A 19,474-nucleotide genomic window follows, 5' to 3' on the forward strand; every position below is an offset into this window, starting at 1 on the left:
TACAAAACATCAATGGGAGGACAATAATGGATTACTTAACAATTATAATAATTTTTGGATTGGCTATACTATGGGAATTGGCAACGATTAATAAGAATGTGAAAAAAATGAATGAGCAAAATGCAGAATTAATTAATCTATATAATGAAAGAAGTAAAAGAAATCAGTAAAATGGACTTTTGGCACAACAGTGCCTGTAAGCAAAACTATGTGCAAAAAAGCCTCTTTATTTGAGGCTTTTTTTGCACTTTGCTTCGATATTTTACTGCCACATGACCGTACTATTCACCAAGTTTCTTCCGGATATCCGCCGCTACATTCTTTAAAGCCTTTTTTGATCCCCTTTCAAGGTCCCTGTTCAATTTCCTTTCTTTATAACTGACAAATAAAGAACTCAGATCATAGCCTTCCGGATATAAATCGACGGCTTTTATTTCAAGCTCGAGCCTATTGGCATGAACCTCCATGAAGGTATCTCCGAAAAGTACGACGACATTATTATATGAGTCCTTTTTCTTATAAACGATCGCATAATCATCCAGTTCGCTAACCTTCACCTTGTCGCCGACTTCAAATTCATACAATGCTTCCTTTGGAACCGCCGATACCTTCGCTTTCTTGATTTTACCTTCCTGGACACGCTCCAAATCATAGTCTTTATTGCCGATATAAAGCTTTGCCCTTTGCAAAACCTTTTCACGGACATTCATTTTTTTTGCTATCCAGAGGGCATTGCTTTCCCCGGATTGACCAATCAACAGCTTGTATTTTGGCTCAAGTGTTTCACTGTTGAATTGCATGGCCGCATTCATGAAATCACTGTGTATTTCCGAATAGCGCTTGATTTCACCATAATGGGTCGTCGCAACGGTTATGCAGCCCCTCTGATAAAATTCCTCAAGGATGGCAATCGCTAAAGCGGCGCCTTCATTCGGTTCCGTTCCGCTCCCGATTTCATCGAACAGCAGCAATGTGTTATTGGTTAATACCCCCATGATTTCCGAGATGTTTTTCATATGCGATGAAAACGTGCTCAGTGCATTTTCAATGCTTTGGTTATCACCGATGTCGACAAATACTTGATCGAAGACGGCAATCTCCGTCCCTTCTTTCCCGGCAACATGCAGTCCTGACATGACAGCCAACGTTAGGATGCCGATCGTTTTCAGGACGACAGTCTTTCCACCGGCATTAGGGCCTGTAATGATCAAGCTGCGATAATCATTACCGATTTCAAAATCCAAAGGTACACTGTTTTGTGGCAAAAGGGGATGTTTACAGCCTTTTAACTTAATATAACCATGATCATTGATTTTCGGTTCGATCGCATCCATACTTTTACTGAACTTGGCTTTTGCGAAGATCATGTCATATTGACTGATTAACTCGATGTTTATCTTGATCGGTTTCAATTGCTCGAAAACCGTTCCGGATAATGTGGCCAAAAGTTGATACTCTTCCATCGACTCCTCCGCTTTTAAACTTGCCAATTCTACATTCAATTTCGTCACAGAGGCAGGTTCAATGAACACGGTAGCCCCTTTTGCAGATACTTCCACGATCGTTCCTGCCACCTGATTTTTATAGGAGGCTTTAATCGGGATGGTATAGCGGTCATCCTTTTTACTTATGAAGAATTCCTGAATGAACTCCTTATTGGCTCCGCTCTTCAAGAACTTATTCAGCCGTTCCTCTATTTTACTTTCTGTCTTGATGATTTGGTTCCTGATGCGTTTCAGATCCCTGCTTGCTTCGGAAACAACAGCATTTCCTTTGATGGTGAATTGGATTTCTTCTTCAATGCTCCTGAATTCAGTCATCGAGCGGGCGTATGAATGAAGTGTTGGTGCAAAGAACTCTTTATCGGTCATGAATTTCTTGATATTCCTGCAGCCTCTTAAGAAGTCTGCTATCGCCACTAACTCTGATGGCTCCAATATCATTCCCTTTTCCAATTTGTCGATATGGTAGCCAACATGTGAAATGCCTTTTAAGGGAATATGACTTTCCGCATTCAGTAAATTCCTTGCCTCCGTGGTCTCGTTTAAACGATTTTTAACGACATTCAAATGGCTGCTCGGCTTAAGCTGATCCAATAACGCTTTTCCCAATCCGCTTACGCAATGGTTTTTCACCTTTTCCTTGAGTTGGATATATTGTAATTTTTCATAAGTCATTTTATTCATCTAATGATCCCCCTTGAATGAGTGAGTGATTAAAATTCCCAGAATCCAAAAAATGCCCGCAAAAGTCCCCCTACCTTTACAAATGAACAAGCCATTTGAGTAGAAAGCTCCTGCGGGCATCGGCCTTATCTATAGATAAGGACCTACAATCGATAACAAATTGGGCAGCTCGAATAGAACCGCGTACACAAAAAAGCATGATAGGACAAATCCCACCATGCTTTTCGTCGTAACACCTACATGTTACACGATTTATGGAAAAGGAAGCAGTCTTAAGGTAGGTATCCAACAATGCAGAATTGCACTGTGGAAAAAGGCATACTTAATCCACTGACCAATCAGTGATTAAATACCTTATTCAACTAAATTAGTTGATACCTACTCCCGACATAAAACACCACACCTTTTCTTAGATTGGAATTAACATACCATATCAGTAAAAAAGAGTCAATTCTTTTTTAACTTAATTAATCGTCAGAAGAAGAACCATTGCCATCTTGGGAGGATGAGTGGTTCTTTTTCCGTTTCTAGGAGAACACAGACAGGATCAGACTGGTTGCTACAGCAACAAATATCTCTTTACCCATATCTGTAATTAAGTTCAATAAAAAATGTCTAAAATTAGATGGAAAAGCAAAACTGTGACCTGCCACTCTATCCTCAGTCGCCCTTCTTTCCTATCATATGTTTCCAACAATCGTAATTACGTTCAAATAAAACACTAATAAAAAAAGGCCGTATTCTCCCCTTCTACCCTAGTTAAAAGTGCAGCTGACATTTGACGAAAAGGCTTCCTGCAATAGACCATTTTAATAAGCTCAAATTTCTATTGAATAGCATCCGTAAGAATACGGGATTAAGCGTCATCACTCATTATGAGAGGGACCATTTTCCTTTCATTCACGTTGATCAGTCCATGACTTAAGAAGTGATCGAATACTTGAACATTCGCATAACCTACCCTCCTAAGCTAGTCAATAAGCACCATCTGGTTTTTCGGAATTTCTAGGATGATTTCCTGACCCGTCCGGTAGGATTCCGTCATTTCCTTGTTCACAGTGAAATCCCCTATCACGGTTTCAATGACATATTGATAGCTTTTTCCCAGATACGTACTCACCTTGACTCGGCCAGTTAAACTATTTTCCAGAACCGCTCCAGCATTAGCTTTTTCCCTGATCATCAGATTGTCCGGCCTGATAGCACCTATTTTTCCAGATGAATTGGTCATCTGTGCATCCTTGTGCAGCACAAATGAGTAGCCTTGCTTGTTCAGTTCGATTTTATCTATATGATCCGTACGCTTATCGAATTCAATGAAGTTCTTGAAGCCGATGAAGTCTGCTACAAATTTGGTTTCAGGATATTTGTAAATGGTCGCAGGATCACTAAGCTGCTCGATGATCCCTTTATTCATGATCGCTACCTGGTCGGATATCGAAAAGCATTCTTCCTGGTCATGGGAAACATAAACCGTTGTAATCCCCAGCTCTTGTTGGATGCGGCGAATCTCGCCTCTCATATTCACCCTTAAGTTCGCATCAAGATTACTCAATGGCTCGTCAAATAATAGGATGTCCGGTTCAATCACCAGCGCCCTGGCAATCGCAACCCGCTGCTTTTGCCCTCCTGAAAGCTCTTTGGGATATCTCTTTTCAAATCCTTTTAAATTGACGATTTCGAGCACATTCATTACTTTATTTTCAATTTCACTTTTGGAATTCTTTCTCAGACGAAGTCCGAATGCAATATTTTCGAATATCGGCAAATGCGGAAATAATGCATAGTTTTGGAACACAAAGCCAATATTCCGCTTGTTAACAGGCACTTTCGTATAGTCCTTTTCCTTAAATAAAAACTTCCCTTCGTTTGCTTTTAAAAGCCCGGCAATTAAACGCAGGGTCGTCGTTTTCCCACAGCCGCTCGGGCCAAGAAGGGATACTAATTTCCCTTTTTCAATCTCAAGATTGAAATCCTTTAATATATTCTGTTTGTTATAAGCTACAGATATATCTTGTAAAGTGAACAAAGCCATCCATCATTACCTCCTTTATCGTTTTGTGAAATAAGACAAGCCCATGAGCCGTTCTGGCAGCGCTGGGGTAAATACGTTTCCGATGCAGATGCTGACGAATATAGATAACTACTTCGATCCTCCAAGAAGGCGGTCATTGCTGCCCAGAATTCCTGATTTTATATTCGGGAGGGCTACTTTAAAGAAAGTGCCCAAGTTACTGGCTCCAAGGCTCTCCGCAGCTTCTTCAATGATCCGCTTGAAAAGTCACACGGATGATGAACGGCAGGATGGTAATAGTATGTCCTGCAAATAGGTTCCATAAATCGGAAGCTGATAAGCCCTCAAGATATAACGTAAAAACGGAACCCTAGCACAATTCAAAATGCATTAATGCTTTTTCCTTTGAAATCGAACCGGCTTAATGCATAGGCAGCCGGCACTCCCAGTAACAGTGCAACAGATTCCGAAGCGATTTCCTGTTTTGAAAACTTTTTCAGAGAAATAAGCGCAAGATTGAAAACAGTTGATATAACCTTACATCGCATTGAAAACGCTCTCATAGGGATTTAATATAGCTAGTATAGAGCGATTAAAAATAGAGAGTATCAAAGGCTCGTTAAATGAGGGAGGAATTATTATGAAGAAGGCTTTTGAGAAAGCGCAGCAGTTCGGTAAATCTTTTATGCTCCCGATTGCCGTTTTGCCAGCGGCCGGTTTATTGCTGGGAATTGGCGGTGCTCTTTCTAATCCAAATACTGTTGAGGCCTATCCTTTTTTAGACTTTGCTTGGCTGCAGGCCATTTTCACAATCATGAGTTCTGCAGGAAGCATCGTATTCGGCAACTTGCCGGTCATTTTTGCGGTAGGTGTTGCAGTAGGATTGGCACGTTCGGATAAAGGGACCGCTGCACTGGCAGCCATGATCGGCTATTTCGTCATGAACAGTTCAATAAGTGCACTGCTTCAAATAAATGGGGAACTTGCCAAAGAGAATTTGGCAGGTGCCGGACAGGGAATGGCGGTCGGGATCCAAACACTGGAGACCGGTGTGTTTGGCGGTATCGTAGTAGGTATCGTTGCCGCACTTTTGCACAATAAATATAATAAAATTCAGCTTCCGCAAGTGTTAGGATTTTTCGGTGGTTCCCGTTTCATTCCCATCATCGTTTCCTTCGCGTCCATCTTGGTTGGAGCCGTGCTGTTTATCGTATGGCCTTATTTCCAACTTTTCATAAACCAATTAGGTGCGCTGGTAACGAGCACAGGTACGATTGGGACTTTCTTTTACGGATTCATATTACGGATGCTCGGGCCGTTAGGGTTGCACCATATTTTTTACCTTCCCTTCTGGCAAACAGCTTTAGGCGGAACGATGGAGATTAAAGGGCAGATTGTCAGCGGGACCCAGAATATCTTCTTCGCGCAATTGGCCGACCCAACTACCGTCAAGTACTATGAGGGTGTTTCCCGTTTCATGTCCGGACGGTTCATCACGATGATGTTTGGTTTACCCGGCGCGGCATTGGCCATTTATCACTGCGCTAAACCTAAAAATAAGAAAGTCGTGGCCGGCTTGCTTCTTTCAGCTGCCTTAACATCTTTCTTAACAGGCATCACCGAACCGCTTGAATTCAGTTTCTTATTTGTCGCCCCGATCCTTTATGTTTTTCATGCCTTCTTTGACGGACTTGCCTTCATGATGGCAGATATATTCAATATAACGATCGGTCAAACCTTTTCTGGAGGATTTATTGATTTTACTTTATTCGGGATACTCCAGGGTATCAGTAAAACAAACTGGGTTTATGTACTTCTCGTCGGCATTCCGTGGTTTTTCCTATACTACTTCACTTTTAAATTCTTGATCAGGATGAAGAATTTAAAAGTGGTTGGCCGTGAAGATGATGAACAGGCCGCTGTTACCCAAGTAACGGCATCAGAGAGAACCCAGACCATCGTTGATGGATTAGGCGGACAGGAAAATATCGATATAGTCGATTGCTGTGCGACTCGTCTGCGTGTCACGGTAAAGGATGAATCATTGGTGAAAGAGGACGTCATTAAACAAACCGGTTCAAAAGGCGTCGTAAAAAAAGGGAATGGCATTCAAATAGTTTACGGTCCCCAAGTAACGATAATCAAAAATGAAGTGGAAGAATACTTGGGTCATTGAGAACATAGATAACGATAAGGACGTGTTAAACATGCAACAGGTGCTGGATAAAATTCACAAAGGCTTAATTGTATCATGTCAAGCATTGGAGAATGAGCCGCTGCACAGCTCTTTTATTATGGGGCGCATGGCCATTGCCGCCAAAGAAGGCGGTGCGAAGTGCATTCGCGCAAACTCTGTAGCTGACATAATGGAAATCAAGAAAAATGTGGACCTTCCAGTCATAGGGATCATTAAACAGGTGTATGGACAAAACGATGTCTATATTACTCCTACCATGGCCGAAATTGATGCATTGATGGAAACTAAAGCGGAAATCATTGCGACGGATGCTACAGCCCGGGTAAGACCGGACGGTAAAACGTTAAAGCAGTTTTATGGTGAAATAAGAGCAAAATATCCGGATGTTTTACTAATGGCGGATGTATCCACCATTGAGGAAGCCATATTCGCTGACGATTTAGGATTTGATATTGTAGCGCCCACTTTATACGGCTATACGGACGAAACGATCGGCGAGAAAATATATCAGGATGACTATGCTCTGCTCAAAGAGATCGTAAAAGCAGTGAAAAAAGCAAAAGTGATCGCTGAAGGAAACGTCATAACACCAGAAATCGCCCGCTCTGTTTTGGATATGAATGTCCATGCTGTAGTAGTGGGCGGGGCCATTACCAGACCGCAGCAAATCACTAAAAGGTTCGTGGATGCTATCCAAAAATAGAACATTGCACATAGTAATGAAAAGACCCAGACTGGCAACGGTTTGGGTCTTTTTTTTATTCATACTTCCTCAGGTTATTGACGTCCCTATTGGATACATTAAACTATGAATACATATAAGAAATTTGAAATGGGTGATCAAATGGAATATCTAGCAGAAAACCTCATATATGGCATTGAGTGCAGCATGGACAAATTCACCAAAACAGAAGAAGAATTGGCCAATTATATTCTGCAGCGCCCTGAAGAAGTAAGTCAGTTTACCATAAGTCAAATAGCTAAAAAGCTTCATATTTCACCTGCAACCATTACGCGTTTTTGCCAGAAATTAGCCTTTTCTGGGTTCAATGAGTTCAGGCATGAGTTAAAAAGGTTCGTGGATCTCCGAAATACACCGAAAAATATGAAGAACATCAAGCAGGTGGATTATTTCGCTAAACTGTATCAAGATCACTTAGGCATCATTGATAATACCTTTCACATAACCACATATGACAATATCCAAAAAGCCGTATCTTTCCTTACACAGGCAAATAGGATCCATGTATATGGAATAGGGAGTTCAGGTATAGCGGCCCAGGAGTTCAAGTCAAAGTTTTTCCGAATCGGCTTAACTGTTGAAGCTATTTCAGATCCCCATCAGTCAATGATGGATGCAGCTTTAAGTAACGAGAATAGTGTTGTCATCGGCATTTCCATTTCCGGAACAACGAAAGAAGTGATTTCTGCAGTTAAAATCGCAAAGAAGCAAGGTTCACGCATCTTGGTCTTTACTGGGGATAAGAATTCCGAGCTCTCACAGCTTGGCGATATATCGCTATTGGTCACAAGCAAGAACAGCATGCATATGGGACAAAACATCTCTCCATTGCTTCCGCTGCTATTACTTTTTGATTTAATATACACAGAGTTGGTTGCTAAAGATTATAAAAACAGGATAAGCATCAGGGAAAAGACTTTAAAGGTATTAACCAAGAAGGACTGACTTTTGGCCGCGTTAAAAAGTACATTGACTTACCCATACACGAATTATACAAAATCCATTTTTCGACTACATACAGTTATAATCAACCAAAATATGGATTAACCCTTATTATATTCTTATAAAGCGACTCCCCCACAGCGCCCGTACATCTACAGCCTGACCGAAAGCCATTTTCGTTATTCATCATATAAAAAAACTGGACCTCCAATTGTTAGACCGTGTCTAACAATTGGGGTGCAGTTCATTTTAGAAACAGTCTTTTTTTATGTTCCTTTTAAACTAATTTCCTTATTACCGGCATAGAACGTTCTTGGAGGCTCTCGGAAAGCAGACTATACGAAACTATTTTCTTTTTGTACTGTTTGACTACATCTACGTGGTCGTTGTAAATGTACACAAATAACCTAACATCCTTTTTGCCTCTTTTAGTATCAATGACTAATGGAGTCCCACTGTTCTCTGGATTTAAAAACAAATGCTCGTTCCCTGGGAATATATGATTCTTTTTCAAAAATATCGCTTTGTTGAAATAATTAATAACTTGAATTTTGTCTTCACCTTCCAAGCGTTTTCCGCCAATGGTTATGATGGCATTCGCGTCACTAAGTTCTGAATGAAGTTTAAATTTGCTGATAATCCAATTCACTGTATCGGTTGGAAGACAGGTAACTAATAGTTTTAACAAGCCTAAAAGAATTGTCAAAATCAAAACAGGCAATGTCATATTTCATCATCTCCGCTACGTTATAAATTTCTTTGAAGGGACCGTTTCATTTTTGGTGAAAAGTTGTACTTAAAGGAGGGCACAAAACATAATCAGACTCTATCAATATATTTTATTGTTTTAATTTATCCATAAATGGCAAAAGCCTCATTTGATTGTTCACTCAGCTTACAAAGGTAGTATCTTTCAGCTTCTTTTCGTTCACATTTTTGCCACATATGTGAACAAATTCACAATTTCCCACAAATAGAGATATGTCTTGTAAATCACTCGTAACAAAACATGACCTTTATACAATTTTATTTATAATCACGTGGTATCTTAGGCTAATTTTATTACGAAGTAGATGATGCCTACAGTTAATACTAGGGCAAGACCAATATATATATAACTAAGGTTCAACAAATTCCCTCTCGTTGCTGCAGAATAATCACTATCACTCTTCCCCGTTAACGAAAGGGTACCAACCAGAGCAACTAAACTAATGGCTACTACTAATATTACACTTATCGTCATGATTCAACGCCTCCCAATATTTATACATTTCCTTGAACCATTTCAAATTATTCCGCTTTTTAAAATGGTCAGGTAGATCGCTCTTCGTGTTTACTGAGTAAATATATTAGAAAAAGCCTATATCTCTATAATAAAAGAACAGCCAATTTTAGGACCATCCAATCAAGTGAAATTTCCACCATCCACTTGTTGAATCCTTTCGTTAATATACAAAGAAAAATGCATAACGCCTCTGAAGGAAGGGCTAAGATACCACATCTTCGGTAACTCCAGACTGCTTCCCCGAAAAAGACAATAGTTGTTCTGTTTTAAAAATTCCCACCCCTTATGAAATTCCCTTTGAGTTTTAGCCTATGAAAAAAAACACTACCTATTAGATAGTGGTTATAAAAAAGGGGATAGTTATTTGTTTGTTTTACTTAACCAATTTTCAACCTTTTTCTGCATTTGTTCATCTAAATCAGCACCATTTCCGTTATCTTTCAATACCTGTTTTGAATATTTACGAGGAAACAACTCTTCAAGTGAGTCCATGAATTCTCCACCTTCTTCTGGTGTTTTATATTCTTTTAATACATATCCATTTTCATCTTTTGCTAACTTAATACGTGCAGAATATGAATGTCCAGATTGAACTTCTGTCCCAGTTGATTTGTTGTACCCTTCATATATGGCGTATAAATAGATGGTAATCACGCCGTCCTTTTCATCTGCACCATATATTTTATGTACCTCAAATTGCTTTTCTGTTGGGGCTAATTCATCTTTATTCTGTTCCATTATGGTATCTGAAACGATTTGATCCATTTCTTTAGTAATCGTTACTTTACTACTGGCGGTATTAGAACACCCTATAAGCAGTATAGAAAAAGTTAAAAAAACGCTCATAATCAAACATCGATTAAATAGAAATTTCAATTGAAAACCTCCTGATATCTTAATAATACTCCCCGGAAAATATACAAATTCATCATAACATTTTTTTACAGTAACGATAATAATTTGAAGTTTTCATTTTTATAAGGGGTTAGGAGTATATCCAGTAAACTATACTGCTCCCGGAAAGCTAAGTTGTACAAGCCATAAAAAGAATGCAGACAAACTCGATTTTCATCTAGTTTGTCTACATTCTGAGAAAATCCTTATAAACTTTTTACAGCCTCTGCAAACCTTTTGATGCCTTCGTGAATGGACTCCTCATTTTCCCTTGCAAAGGTGAAGCGTACATATTCCTTATTAGTACCTAATGTTGAACCAGGAACGTATATGACTCCTCTTTTGATGGATTCCTCCAGTAATTTTATTTCGTTCAAAGGCACCTTCAGCTTACACCACAAATGAATTCCACCATTTGGCGAAAAATACTCAACTTCTTTATGAAGGAATTCGTTAAGACTCGAAACTATTGCATCCCTTCTTTTTTCTAGCTGCTCTCTTAAATAGGTAATATGAGTGGGGAAATGCTCTGATTCAAGAAAATCGTTTGCTATCCATTGAGTGAATGAGCCATGGCCGAAGTCAACCTGTTGCTTTGCATCAGACAGCCGCTCTATAACTGGTTTCGGTCCTATTATCCAGCCAATTCTTAAGCCAGAAGCAACAATTTTTGATAAAGAGCTTATATATAGAACATTTCCGTTGTTGTCCATCGACTTAAGAGTATTGATTTTTTCCCCGGAAAAAGAAGTTAAACTATAAGGATCGTCTTCTACAACCGGTATTCCATATTCGGATGAAAGCTCTAGAATCCTTTTACGCCGGTTAATATGAAGCACCGTTCCTGTTGGGTTTTGAAAAACAGGATTCAAAAATATCATCCTGATACGATGTTTTTTATGTAGTGCCAGTAAATCCTCTGGGTTGATACCATCCTTATCAACTGGTAAAAGAAAAGTTCTTAGTCCTGCGGATTGAAAAATGGGAAGGTTGTAACTGTATGATGGATCTTCCAATGCAACGGCATCGCCTGGCTTCAACAAGCATTGGATAACGAGGTGAATGGCTTGTTGTGCACCAGAGGTAATCAGTATGGAAGATGGATGGGTATCGATTTTTCTATACTGTTTCACATGATTAGTAATTGTGTCCCTTAAAACCGCATTGCCCTGAGGATGATCATAACCTAAACTACCAATAAAGGACCTATTCGAAATGATTTCACGTAAGGATTGGACCGGAAATAAGTCTTCTGATACCTCCCCACTAGCTAAGTTTATAAGATTATTCCCTTCCGTTTCTTTCCGGATTCTTTGGGTTACCGGCAAATTGGGTAAAAATGAACCAGCTTCGATATATCTATTCCAACTAGGCATACGTTTTCTGTTGATTCCCCATATATCCTTGCTGATCATCGTTCCGCTCCCTTTTTTTCGTTCAACTAACCCATTTGCCTCCAATTCATCATAAGCTGCTACAACCGTACTTCTGTTAACCCCCAGTTCATGTGCCAAGAAGCGCTCAGAAGGTAACGGCTTATCTAGTAAAAATGCTCCATCAGCAATACCGCTCTCAATATAACCTGCTATTTGTTTATATAAAGGCTCCTTGGATTTTCTATCCGTTCTCCATTCCATAAGCTACATCCTTTAAATTGGTTTTGTTAAAAGCGTTCCAAATTATTAACTTTATTATCTATTTATTCGTTCCCTTAAATGGGAAACCTTTTATATCAGTATAATCCTCGGCCGGGATTATTGCACACTTAGGATGGAAGCTGTAACGTTTTTAAAGTTCCAGTTTTTATTATAATTGGTTTTTCCTCAATAAATAGAAACGGCCTCCATTCTTTAAAAGGAATGAAGGCCTTAGACTGTAGACAAACTCGATAGTAATGGAGATTGTCTACAATTTTTTTTAGGTTTTTAAAATATGACCGTTGATTTCCGCTCCAGGCACTCGCTTTCCGCGGGCGGTCCCGGGAGCCTCCTCGGCGCCTTTGCGCCTGCGGGGTCTCCCTTGGACGCGCTTTTCCCGCAGGAGTCTCGTACCTTCCGTTCCAATCAACTTTGTTTTAACATTTAGATAGAACTCCTATTACCTACAGGCTTTTTTGTTTTTAAAATAGAAGGATTAAAACTTGAGGTGATAAGGATGTTTTCTTTCCCACATGTGAAAGCCAGTACGAATAAGCGGCAAAAAGAAATTAATCAAGATCGTGAAAACAGTGGAAAGAAGCCTTTTCCACCAGATAAGTTTATCAAGGAAGAAACAAGGAGGTTAAAAAAAGTTCAACTGATCTTGAGAGTGGCTACTATGTGTAAGATGAACGAACAAAACAGTTTGCCTATTCGTTTCATACGGCAGCGGACCGCAATGGATTTGTGTTGGGGAAAATAAGTAACACACGGAAATACGCATGATAGTCATATCTTAGAGCCTCTGGTTAATAACAAGTGATTGAGAAAGTTGGAAAACCAGAAGCTGTTGCCGCAGATGCAGCTTATAAAACACCAGCCATTACAAGCTACCTCTTTGACAAAGAAAGCACACCGGCTTTACCCTATACACGGCCACGAACAAAAGAAGGATTCTTCCGCAAACATAAGTATGTTTACGATGAACATTTTGACTGTTACCTTTGCCCATCGGGCGAGATTTTAAAGTACTCAACAACAAATAAAGAGGGATATCGTGAGTACAAATCTCCCAAACACATTTGTAAGACATGTTCATTTTTATCACAGTGTACAGAAAGCAAAGACCATCAAAAAGTAGTGACACGCCATATCTGGCAAGAAAATATGGAAGAAGCAGATCACCTGCGTCATCATCAAGATGTAAAACCTATCTATGCGAAACGCAAGGAAACGATTGAGCGTGTATTCGCAGATGCAAAAGAAAAGCATGGTATGCGTTGGACTACTTTAAGGGGACTTAAAAAATTGTCGATGCAGGCGATGCTTACTTTCGCTGCCATGAATGTAAAGAAGATGGTCAATTGGACATGGCAAGGTCCAAAAATGGCCTAACATAGTGGGCTCGTAGAGACCCAAGCTCTTAATCTTGAGCAAAATTCCAAGAAAATATCAAAAGGGGTTCGGAATTAATACATTCCGAACCCCTTTTGTCGACAAACTGCGGCCTCCATTCTTTAAAAGGAATGAAGGCCATAGTTACATTTTTTAATTATTCAAACTTCCGATCAGCCAGGGACGATTCCGATAATGGCCGATCGGGATTTGGATCAGACTCGTTTTTCCTTGGGGGCCACCACCGATCTTGTAAAGTTCATCACACATTTTCACATCAAAGCCGAGCAGCGGGTGCCCGTTCATTCCAAGGGCTGACGACGCTATTAGTAATCTCTGGACGAGCATCCCCGCCTCCATGTGCTGGATGCGATATCCTCTATATCCAAGTTGCGTTTTGGAATGATCCCGATCTCCAACTACATGTATGCAAATTGGCACTTGCTGAAAATTCATGGTATCCAAGGACATTCCGTACTGCAATCGGAGCCGATGATCTCCTGGTTGTATCTGTCGTAATGAATGTGTCATGCTGTCATAATGGTAAGCACCATCTTGAATGTCTTCCACATTATACAAACAAGCGTATAGGGAAACGCGATGTTCGTTATTCTCATTTGTTCCATCCAAATCATTTCGATAGGAGAACGAAGCGCTTGCCTCCTGCAGGAGTGCCGCCAGTTGCAGTTGACTGACCTTCCCTAGAACGAAGTCCATTTCAGGGGAAAATCGATTTCGGCAAACTGATGCTAAATCATAGGACAACCGCTTCACGATAGGAAGGGCTATCACTTTTCCTTCGCATTCAGCCCCATCCTTTGGCTTGATTGGCCGGAATGATTGGGTGGACTCAATCATGGATGCTTCATTCAGTTTAGTTAACATCGGAAATTCTCTGATTCTCTGCGACCGAACATAGTGTTCAGGCTGAATGCCCGTCAATTCCCTGCATAATTCTGTCGAAGTGACAGGTCCGTTACCATTACTTTCATCAGCACACCAAAATTTGGTGTCTGCCGATAAGGGGATCACCGCATATGTGCTCTCTTCCTCATCCGAAAGCCCAAGAAGGTGATTGATGGCCCGATCAAGGAATTGGAAGCACACCCCAGCTGCGATTCCAAACCGTTTCGCCACTTCGAGCAACTGTCCAATGAGCACGCCCGCATCAAGCCCTTGCAGACGGTATGAAAAATTATTATATTTGTAGAAGTTTTTCCAAAACATCGTCGATACAAAAACCGTTCCAAAACTTGCAGACATATCAAATTTTCCACCAAGAGCCTTTGTTAAATATGAATCAAAATCCCCTTCCCGCAACAATACCAACCGGTGGTGTGCCACATCATAATGGTATATGCCAGCAGGCAATTCATCCATCTTCAAGTACACGTACAATTCACTTGGATACAAAGCTCCCCCTGATGGCGGAAAACGCCGGAATGACTGCATGAGGTCCCCAGACTCTAAGGATATCAGTGACTGACTAACTTGGGTCAGGCCATATGCATACCAGAGAAAATGACCGATTCCTTCGAGGTCCTGCTTGGAAGGCCCGTTGCACCCCTCAAGCGACAGCGGCACCTCCAGCGATAGTGGAAAAACAGGCAAGTCACGATAAAGCTTATACTTTAGCGGTGCATCATCCCAATCCACTTCCCAATCCGGCGGGCTTGCCTTTTCGATATCAAAATGCAAATTGTACAGAAATGCCTCTAGACTCATCCTCCTACCTCCTAAGTCACCGCTTATGGAAAAGGATGCGGATGCGGATTGAGCTGTTCGAATTCAAGCGGCCGGTCAGCATATCCAAGTTCCATCGGAACCTTCAGTACTCTTTCAATTCCTGTTATCCGTGTAAGATGATGCCCGAATGTCATCGGCAGCATCCCCGGGATCAGCACTTTCACGCAATGTAATCCATTCCGTTCAATTTCCGGTGCCGTCTGATCCACCACGATCACCTCGAGTTTCAACCGTCGAAACTCCTGGAGAATGTCCTGCAGATCATCGGTCAAGTCCGCATGCTTCGGCATTTGCTTGAATTCTTCATCAAACGTCCGCATTGGACGGTCATCATCCAGCAGAAACTGCAGTCGCTCTTCCGCTTCCGGCAAACCGTACAGCATGCCATGGTCCTCCATTTGCCGTACCAGTGAGGAATCATATAGCATTTTCTCAAACTCCCCCTGGTTCTCTTCCAATTTATCGTCAAGGGTCAGCATCATGCCTGCTAACTCGAAGACCGCGCTTTTTACCGCCCGGACCGGGTCCAGATGAGCCCCTGCCGCACATATGATATTCAATCCTTTTTGTTTCCTGTTTTTTGCCAGTGCCCATATGCTTGGTATACCGTGTTCCATGGTCGAATTAAACAAGTGGATATCATATCCACCTGCCGCCCTTGCCCTCTCAATCATCAATTCCAGTTCTTTGTCATTTGCAGAATAAGGGTCAAGACGTGTGAGAGGCAACTGCGCATACCAGGTCAGCAAAAACGAATCACGTTCCACCACTTCCATAATGCCGTAGAAAATGGCCTCCTCCAAACTTCCCCCTAAAGCACAGCCATTGGAAGTTTCATAAACAAATCCATCTCCGCAGCCCAAACTGTAATAAGAGAGCAATTCCGGAACCAAGATCGGTCGCTCTTGCAAAAATGAATGGCCCCATACCCAATCAATCGAGCGGTCAGGATCAAACGGTTGAAACGGGAAATCCCGCTGTGCATAATGTTCCTTCGAGTGTACTCCTATCTTGATGGGATCGAGCGCATGCTCTTTCAGGTTGCTATAGCTTCCATGCATGACTGTCCGTTTGCCGCGGGGCTCCAATCCGCAGTATCTTTCCAAGCCCTCCAATATGGCAGTCATCTCACTGGCGGCATATGAGAGAGTCCGGCCTGCCGCCCCTTCATCTCCAATGAACAAAGGCAAATTAACACTTACATCGGCAAAAGGCGGCACAAGGTCTATCATTTTATTATTCAAGAATCCTATGCGGTGGTCCAAGTAATCCTTTGCCAGAACTTCATTCAGATCCTCCATTGAACGGGTTCGGTAGCTGTCGGGACTGACTTTCGGACTTGGCTGTAACGTAATCCTTGCACGATCCTTCGAGTCATCAGGTAATCGGCTGCAAACCATACACAATGGATCAGGTAAAAACGAGTGCCACGAACCATTCAGGGTCTTCATGTTGATTATTGATACACGTCCTTCCGAACGGGCGTGCTCTCCATTCATCACCTTCTTTACCTCTGCCCCAATCAGGTGTGCCATCTGCAAAAGGCCTGTGCGGGATGCAGCCGCATCACGCTGTATCCCCCCATTATCTTGCAGTTGCTTGCGGATTCCCCACATTTCCTTACGATCACGCCCAGCCATGAGATGCCTTTGGTCTGCACACTGTGAGCAGCCCGGAATGCCCGGGCGTACCAGCGGACCTACCACTCCCTCTCCAAATGATACGAACCCCCGCAGCCATGGAATGCCCGCTGCCCTTATCACCTCTTCCGCCATTTGATGGGCAGCGGGATTCCAAGCATCTTGCAGCACAAGGACCATAGCCGTCGTTTGCGGTATTCCTGATTCGAAATCGGTTTGGCGATTGACTTGATATTGGCCGGACAGATCCCCTTGAACATGGTCGGCCAACACTCCTTCCCCGACAACCAATACGTCAGTTCTCACCGTGATTCCTCCTCTCGCAAAAACACCCCAAACACACCTACCAATTCTTCCTTCAAGAAAGGTTCCAGTTCTAATTCGAAAACGAAGATTCGCTTCTTATTTTTCTCCAAGACTTGAATGGCGGACTTTAATATCTCGGAATTCCCCGTCACCCCGCACGAAGGAATCACAAGATTCAAGGGCATTTCTTCTTTAAGAACAGGCGATGCCACTAAATCTGGAGCTGTGAGGCAAACGGTCTGATTTTGGACTTTCATAACCGCCTTTTGCAACGCGTTCCGTAATGCGATCGTTACATTCAAACCGACAGCGCCTGACCAGCCATCGCTCGTTCCTGCCCAAACTACAGGGAAACCGGACACATCCTCACCCAACGCGATGATCGGCTCTCCTTGCAGCCGGGTCAACGCTTGTAAATAATACCGGCAGCGTTCATCATCCACCTCTGCCAACTGGACTGCCACAAGATTCTCCTGGTTGAACTCCTTATTTCCAAACTCTGTATCCAAACTGCTTTGCAACCCGCGGCAAGCACATTCAGCAAATGTTTCCCCTGCTCCGACACCGATGGATTCCTTTATTTCGCCTGATCCTTTAAGCGGAGATAGAGTCGGTACGAGCTGGCTGAGTGTTCGGGATACATATGCTTCAACCCCCGCCAGGCCGGTTTCCCTCCTCGCTTCCTCATGCGTCAGATCTGAACGGATAATATCTGGCAGAAGTTCGGCCGGGCCGGACGACAACGGATCAACAACCTGAACGCGGCATTGAGCCAACGGCAGCTGTTTTAAATCTCCCTCCTCCCAACTATGAAAGATTCCGGATTCCGCCGATGTCAACCGGCTGAAATGCATAAACACTTTCCCAGGCTCACCCCTGCCCGATTTCTGTTCGAGCCGCTGATCAAAATCTTCAATCCATTTAGCGGCTCCTTTTCCCGTCACCCCCGGATGTGGAAGAAATGGATGCCATTTTCCCTCCAATGTTTCCATATCCAACAGATAGAATTGATTGGCTTGTTCTGCTGTAGTAACACCTGTAGCCTCTTTAAACCACTCGAATACCATTATATTGGCTAACATCGCTCCGGCTGTGGAGGAAAAAGAAGCAGACGCCTGATTCTTTTCCAGCACAGTTTGATGTAAACGATGCCACGCTGACTCCCAACACCCCTTGGAATCAGGATGGACAAGCGGACCAGCCATGCCTACTTGATTGATGACCAATGCAGGGAACAGAACCTTTTTCCCTTGCCTGCACACCGAATGAAGTTCTCTTAATTCCCCTATATCACCCTCCTGTGACACATATAATATCGAGTCAAAAGGCCGCGTGATCTCCTGCCATTCATTCCCCGCTCCCTTCTCAAGCACGACCTCCTCTATGGCTACCTCTTCGTCCCTTTCACGCGCATGTTCAACGATTTCCTTCAATCTTCGTCTATTGGTCGGTACCGTGTCCGTAATGAGGATATGGAATGTGGGCAATCCGGATTCGACCAGCGAGGACACCAATGAAAGGAACAATGGGCCAGATCCTATAGCCAACGCCTTTCCCTTTCGATAAGTTTGAAAACGGTGAGCCCCGGAATCGCCGCAACTGTCCAGGAACTCGATTTGGGAAGCATACCTATCAACAACCTGATCCCTTAATTGATGAGGAATATCCTGACTCACATCCCTAGCAAACCCATTCGCGTACAAAACCTCGGCAATTTCCATCACACGATTCCGATATGGGTCAGGCAATCCATTCGTTAATTCACTTAATGTATGGTGCCCATTGAACATCGGTAATAGCTTTTCAACCCACTGAACAATTGAACTGCCCTCCATACGGAACGAACTTATGTTATTCCTGAAGTACACACCTCTGTTTGGTTCAGGGAGAAAAAACGTGTCCCTTTTCACTTTCAGACGCATAGAAGGGGTCATATTTTCCATTCCGGTCCTCCTAACCCGAAGCTTTTCTTGGCTCTGCTTCAGCACTTCACTTTAATCCTATGTATGACAATTTGTCTCTTATGTCTAATACCTCAAAGAAAAGTCCCTGCAGCATCAATGCAGGGACATCTCCTCCTCTTTTTAAAACCTAGACTCTTAACGGAAGCAACGACCGCAGCGACCGCAACCTCCGCAACGACCACAGCCTCCACAACCTCCACAACCTCCACAACGACCGAACCCACAGCCCCCAATAAAGCAACCAAGGCAACCAAAACAACCAAAACCGAAACCAATGAGTCGGGAATCGTCAGAATACCCTTGCTGGCCTTGATCCCAAGGAATTGGCTGGCTTACCTGAAAATCGTCTACATTCAACATTTGAAGTTGATTTTGAAACTCATACATTTATATAACCTCCATATATTCATTGAGGGAATACTTATTACAGAAAAGGAAATAGGATCAAGATAATCTAAGAACCCACACCACATCAAGTACTCCCTTCAACAAAATATGTAAGGGGAGTGGGTATTGCTACTGAAGA

14 protein-coding genes and 1 pseudogene are annotated in these 19,474 nt (G+C 42.4%); 5 read left to right on the top strand and 10 right to left on the bottom strand.

Annotated features, from left to right (window positions below):
- Window positions 1-26 precede the first annotated feature (26 nt).
- Window positions 27-170 carry a YrzO family protein gene (locus SB775_RS10505; protein WP_410861548.1) on the top strand — a complete coding sequence of 48 codons (144 nt, stop codon included), beginning with the start codon at window positions 27-29 and terminating at the stop codon, window positions 168-170.
- A 111-nt stretch (window positions 171-281) separates the two neighbouring features.
- Here SB775_RS10505 and SB775_RS10510 read toward each other — a convergent pair whose 3' ends face one another.
- Window positions 282-2,186, bottom strand: a complete 1,905-nt coding sequence (locus SB775_RS10510) for an endonuclease MutS2 (RefSeq protein ID WP_410861549.1) — start codon at window positions 2,184-2,186, stop codon at window positions 282-284.
- Window positions 2,187-3,156: 970 nt separating this feature from the next.
- Window positions 3,157-4,221: an ABC transporter ATP-binding protein gene (locus tag SB775_RS10515; RefSeq protein ID WP_410861550.1), complete on the bottom strand. Its 1,065-nt coding sequence runs from the start codon at window positions 4,219-4,221 to the stop codon at window positions 3,157-3,159.
- 619 nt (window positions 4,222-4,840) lie between these two features.
- Here SB775_RS10515 and SB775_RS10520 point away from each other — a divergent pair.
- The 3 genes from SB775_RS10520 (at window position 4,841) to SB775_RS10530 (ending at window position 8,084) form a co-directional block, all read left to right on the top strand.
- Window positions 4,841-6,376: a maltose/glucose-specific PTS transporter subunit IIC gene (locus tag SB775_RS10520; RefSeq protein ID WP_410861551.1), complete on the top strand. Its 1,536-nt coding sequence runs from the start codon at window positions 4,841-4,843 to the stop codon at window positions 6,374-6,376.
- 31 nt (window positions 6,377-6,407) lie between these two features.
- Window positions 6,408-7,100, top strand: a complete 693-nt coding sequence (locus SB775_RS10525; protein ID WP_089363034.1) for an N-acetylmannosamine-6-phosphate 2-epimerase — start codon at window positions 6,408-6,410, stop codon at window positions 7,098-7,100.
- A 105-nt stretch (window positions 7,101-7,205) separates the two neighbouring features.
- A complete protein-coding gene (locus tag SB775_RS10530) occupies window positions 7,206-8,084 on the top strand; it encodes a MurR/RpiR family transcriptional regulator (protein ID WP_286140850.1) in 879 nt (292 codons plus the stop codon).
- A 274-nt stretch (window positions 8,085-8,358) separates the two neighbouring features.
- Here the strand turns inward: SB775_RS10530 and SB775_RS10535 are convergent, their stop codons facing one another.
- The 4 genes from SB775_RS10535 to pdxR form a co-directional block, all read right to left on the bottom strand.
- Window positions 8,359-8,808, bottom strand: a complete 450-nt coding sequence (locus SB775_RS10535; protein WP_410861552.1) for a YfmQ family protein — start codon at window positions 8,806-8,808, stop codon at window positions 8,359-8,361.
- 321 nt (window positions 8,809-9,129) lie between these two features.
- Complete coding sequence (locus SB775_RS10540; RefSeq protein WP_061464872.1) at window positions 9,130-9,324, bottom strand: hypothetical protein; 195 nt, start codon at window positions 9,322-9,324, stop codon at window positions 9,130-9,132.
- Window positions 9,325-9,726: 402 nt separating this feature from the next.
- A complete protein-coding gene (locus tag SB775_RS10545) occupies window positions 9,727-10,242 on the bottom strand; it encodes a hypothetical protein (protein ID WP_410861553.1) in 516 nt (171 codons plus the stop codon).
- A 224-nt stretch (window positions 10,243-10,466) separates the two neighbouring features.
- A complete protein-coding gene (gene pdxR, locus SB775_RS10550; RefSeq protein WP_410861554.1) occupies window positions 10,467-11,897 on the bottom strand; it encodes a MocR-like pyridoxine biosynthesis transcription factor PdxR in 1,431 nt (476 codons plus the stop codon).
- A gap of 532 nt (window positions 11,898-12,429) precedes the next feature.
- Between pdxR and SB775_RS10555 the strand changes: the two are divergent.
- Window positions 12,430-13,292, top strand: a pseudogene (locus SB775_RS10555) (transposase); the annotation flags it as partial.
- A gap of 153 nt (window positions 13,293-13,445) precedes the next feature.
- On the opposite strand, the gene SB775_RS10560 reads toward SB775_RS10555, so the two are convergent.
- The 4 genes from SB775_RS10560 to SB775_RS10575 form a co-directional block, all read right to left on the bottom strand.
- Entirely contained in the window at window positions 13,446-15,017 is a 1,572-nt protein-coding gene (locus tag SB775_RS10560) for a SagB family peptide dehydrogenase (protein ID WP_410861555.1), read from the bottom strand.
- Window positions 15,018-15,040: 23 nt separating this feature from the next.
- Window positions 15,041-16,984, bottom strand: coding sequence for a TOMM precursor leader peptide-binding protein (locus SB775_RS10565; protein WP_410861556.1), 1,944 nt, complete (start codon window positions 16,982-16,984; stop codon window positions 15,041-15,043).
- Entirely contained in the window at window positions 16,981-18,927 is a 1,947-nt protein-coding gene (locus SB775_RS10570; protein WP_410861557.1) for a putative thiazole-containing bacteriocin maturation protein, read from the bottom strand. Before SB775_RS10570 ends, SB775_RS10565 begins: the two co-directional genes overlap by 4 nt.
- Window positions 18,928-19,083: 156 nt before the next feature.
- Window positions 19,084-19,335 carry a heterocycloanthracin/sonorensin family bacteriocin gene (locus tag SB775_RS10575; protein ID WP_410861558.1) on the bottom strand — a complete coding sequence of 84 codons (252 nt, stop codon included), beginning with the start codon at window positions 19,333-19,335 and terminating at the stop codon, window positions 19,084-19,086.
- Window positions 19,336-19,474 lie beyond the last annotated feature (139 nt).

The organism is Peribacillus sp. SIMBA_075, from assembly GCF_046534585.1.

What these genes read in the sequence shown, in the direction of transcription:
- SB775_RS10505 (WP_410861548.1), top strand. Translation starts at nt 27, where the DNA reads ATGGATTACTTAACAATTATAATAATTTTTGGATTGGCTATACTATGG.
- SB775_RS10510 (WP_410861549.1), bottom strand. Translation starts at nt 2,186, where the DNA reads ATGAATAAAATGACTTATGAAAAATTACAATATATCCAACTCAAGGAA.
- SB775_RS10515 (WP_410861550.1), bottom strand. Translation starts at nt 4,221, where the DNA reads ATGGCTTTGTTCACTTTACAAGATATATCTGTAGCTTATAACAAACAG.
- SB775_RS10520 (WP_410861551.1), top strand. Translation starts at nt 4,841, where the DNA reads ATGAAGAAGGCTTTTGAGAAAGCGCAGCAGTTCGGTAAATCTTTTATG.
- SB775_RS10525 (WP_089363034.1), top strand. Translation starts at nt 6,408, where the DNA reads ATGCAACAGGTGCTGGATAAAATTCACAAAGGCTTAATTGTATCATGT.
- SB775_RS10530 (WP_286140850.1), top strand. Translation starts at nt 7,206, where the DNA reads ATGAATACATATAAGAAATTTGAAATGGGTGATCAAATGGAATATCTA.
- SB775_RS10535 (WP_410861552.1), bottom strand. Translation starts at nt 8,808, where the DNA reads ATGACATTGCCTGTTTTGATTTTGACAATTCTTTTAGGCTTGTTAAAA.
- SB775_RS10540 (WP_061464872.1), bottom strand. Translation starts at nt 9,324, where the DNA reads ATGACGATAAGTGTAATATTAGTAGTAGCCATTAGTTTAGTTGCTCTG.
- pdxR (WP_410861554.1), bottom strand. Translation starts at nt 11,897, where the DNA reads ATGGAATGGAGAACGGATAGAAAATCCAAGGAGCCTTTATATAAACAA.
- SB775_RS10560 (WP_410861555.1), bottom strand. Translation starts at nt 15,017, where the DNA reads ATGAGTCTAGAGGCATTTCTGTACAATTTGCATTTTGATATCGAAAAG.
- SB775_RS10570 (WP_410861557.1), bottom strand. Translation starts at nt 18,927, where the DNA reads ATGGAAAATATGACCCCTTCTATGCGTCTGAAAGTGAAAAGGGACACG.
- SB775_RS10575 (WP_410861558.1), bottom strand. Translation starts at nt 19,335, where the DNA reads ATGTATGAGTTTCAAAATCAACTTCAAATGTTGAATGTAGACGATTTT.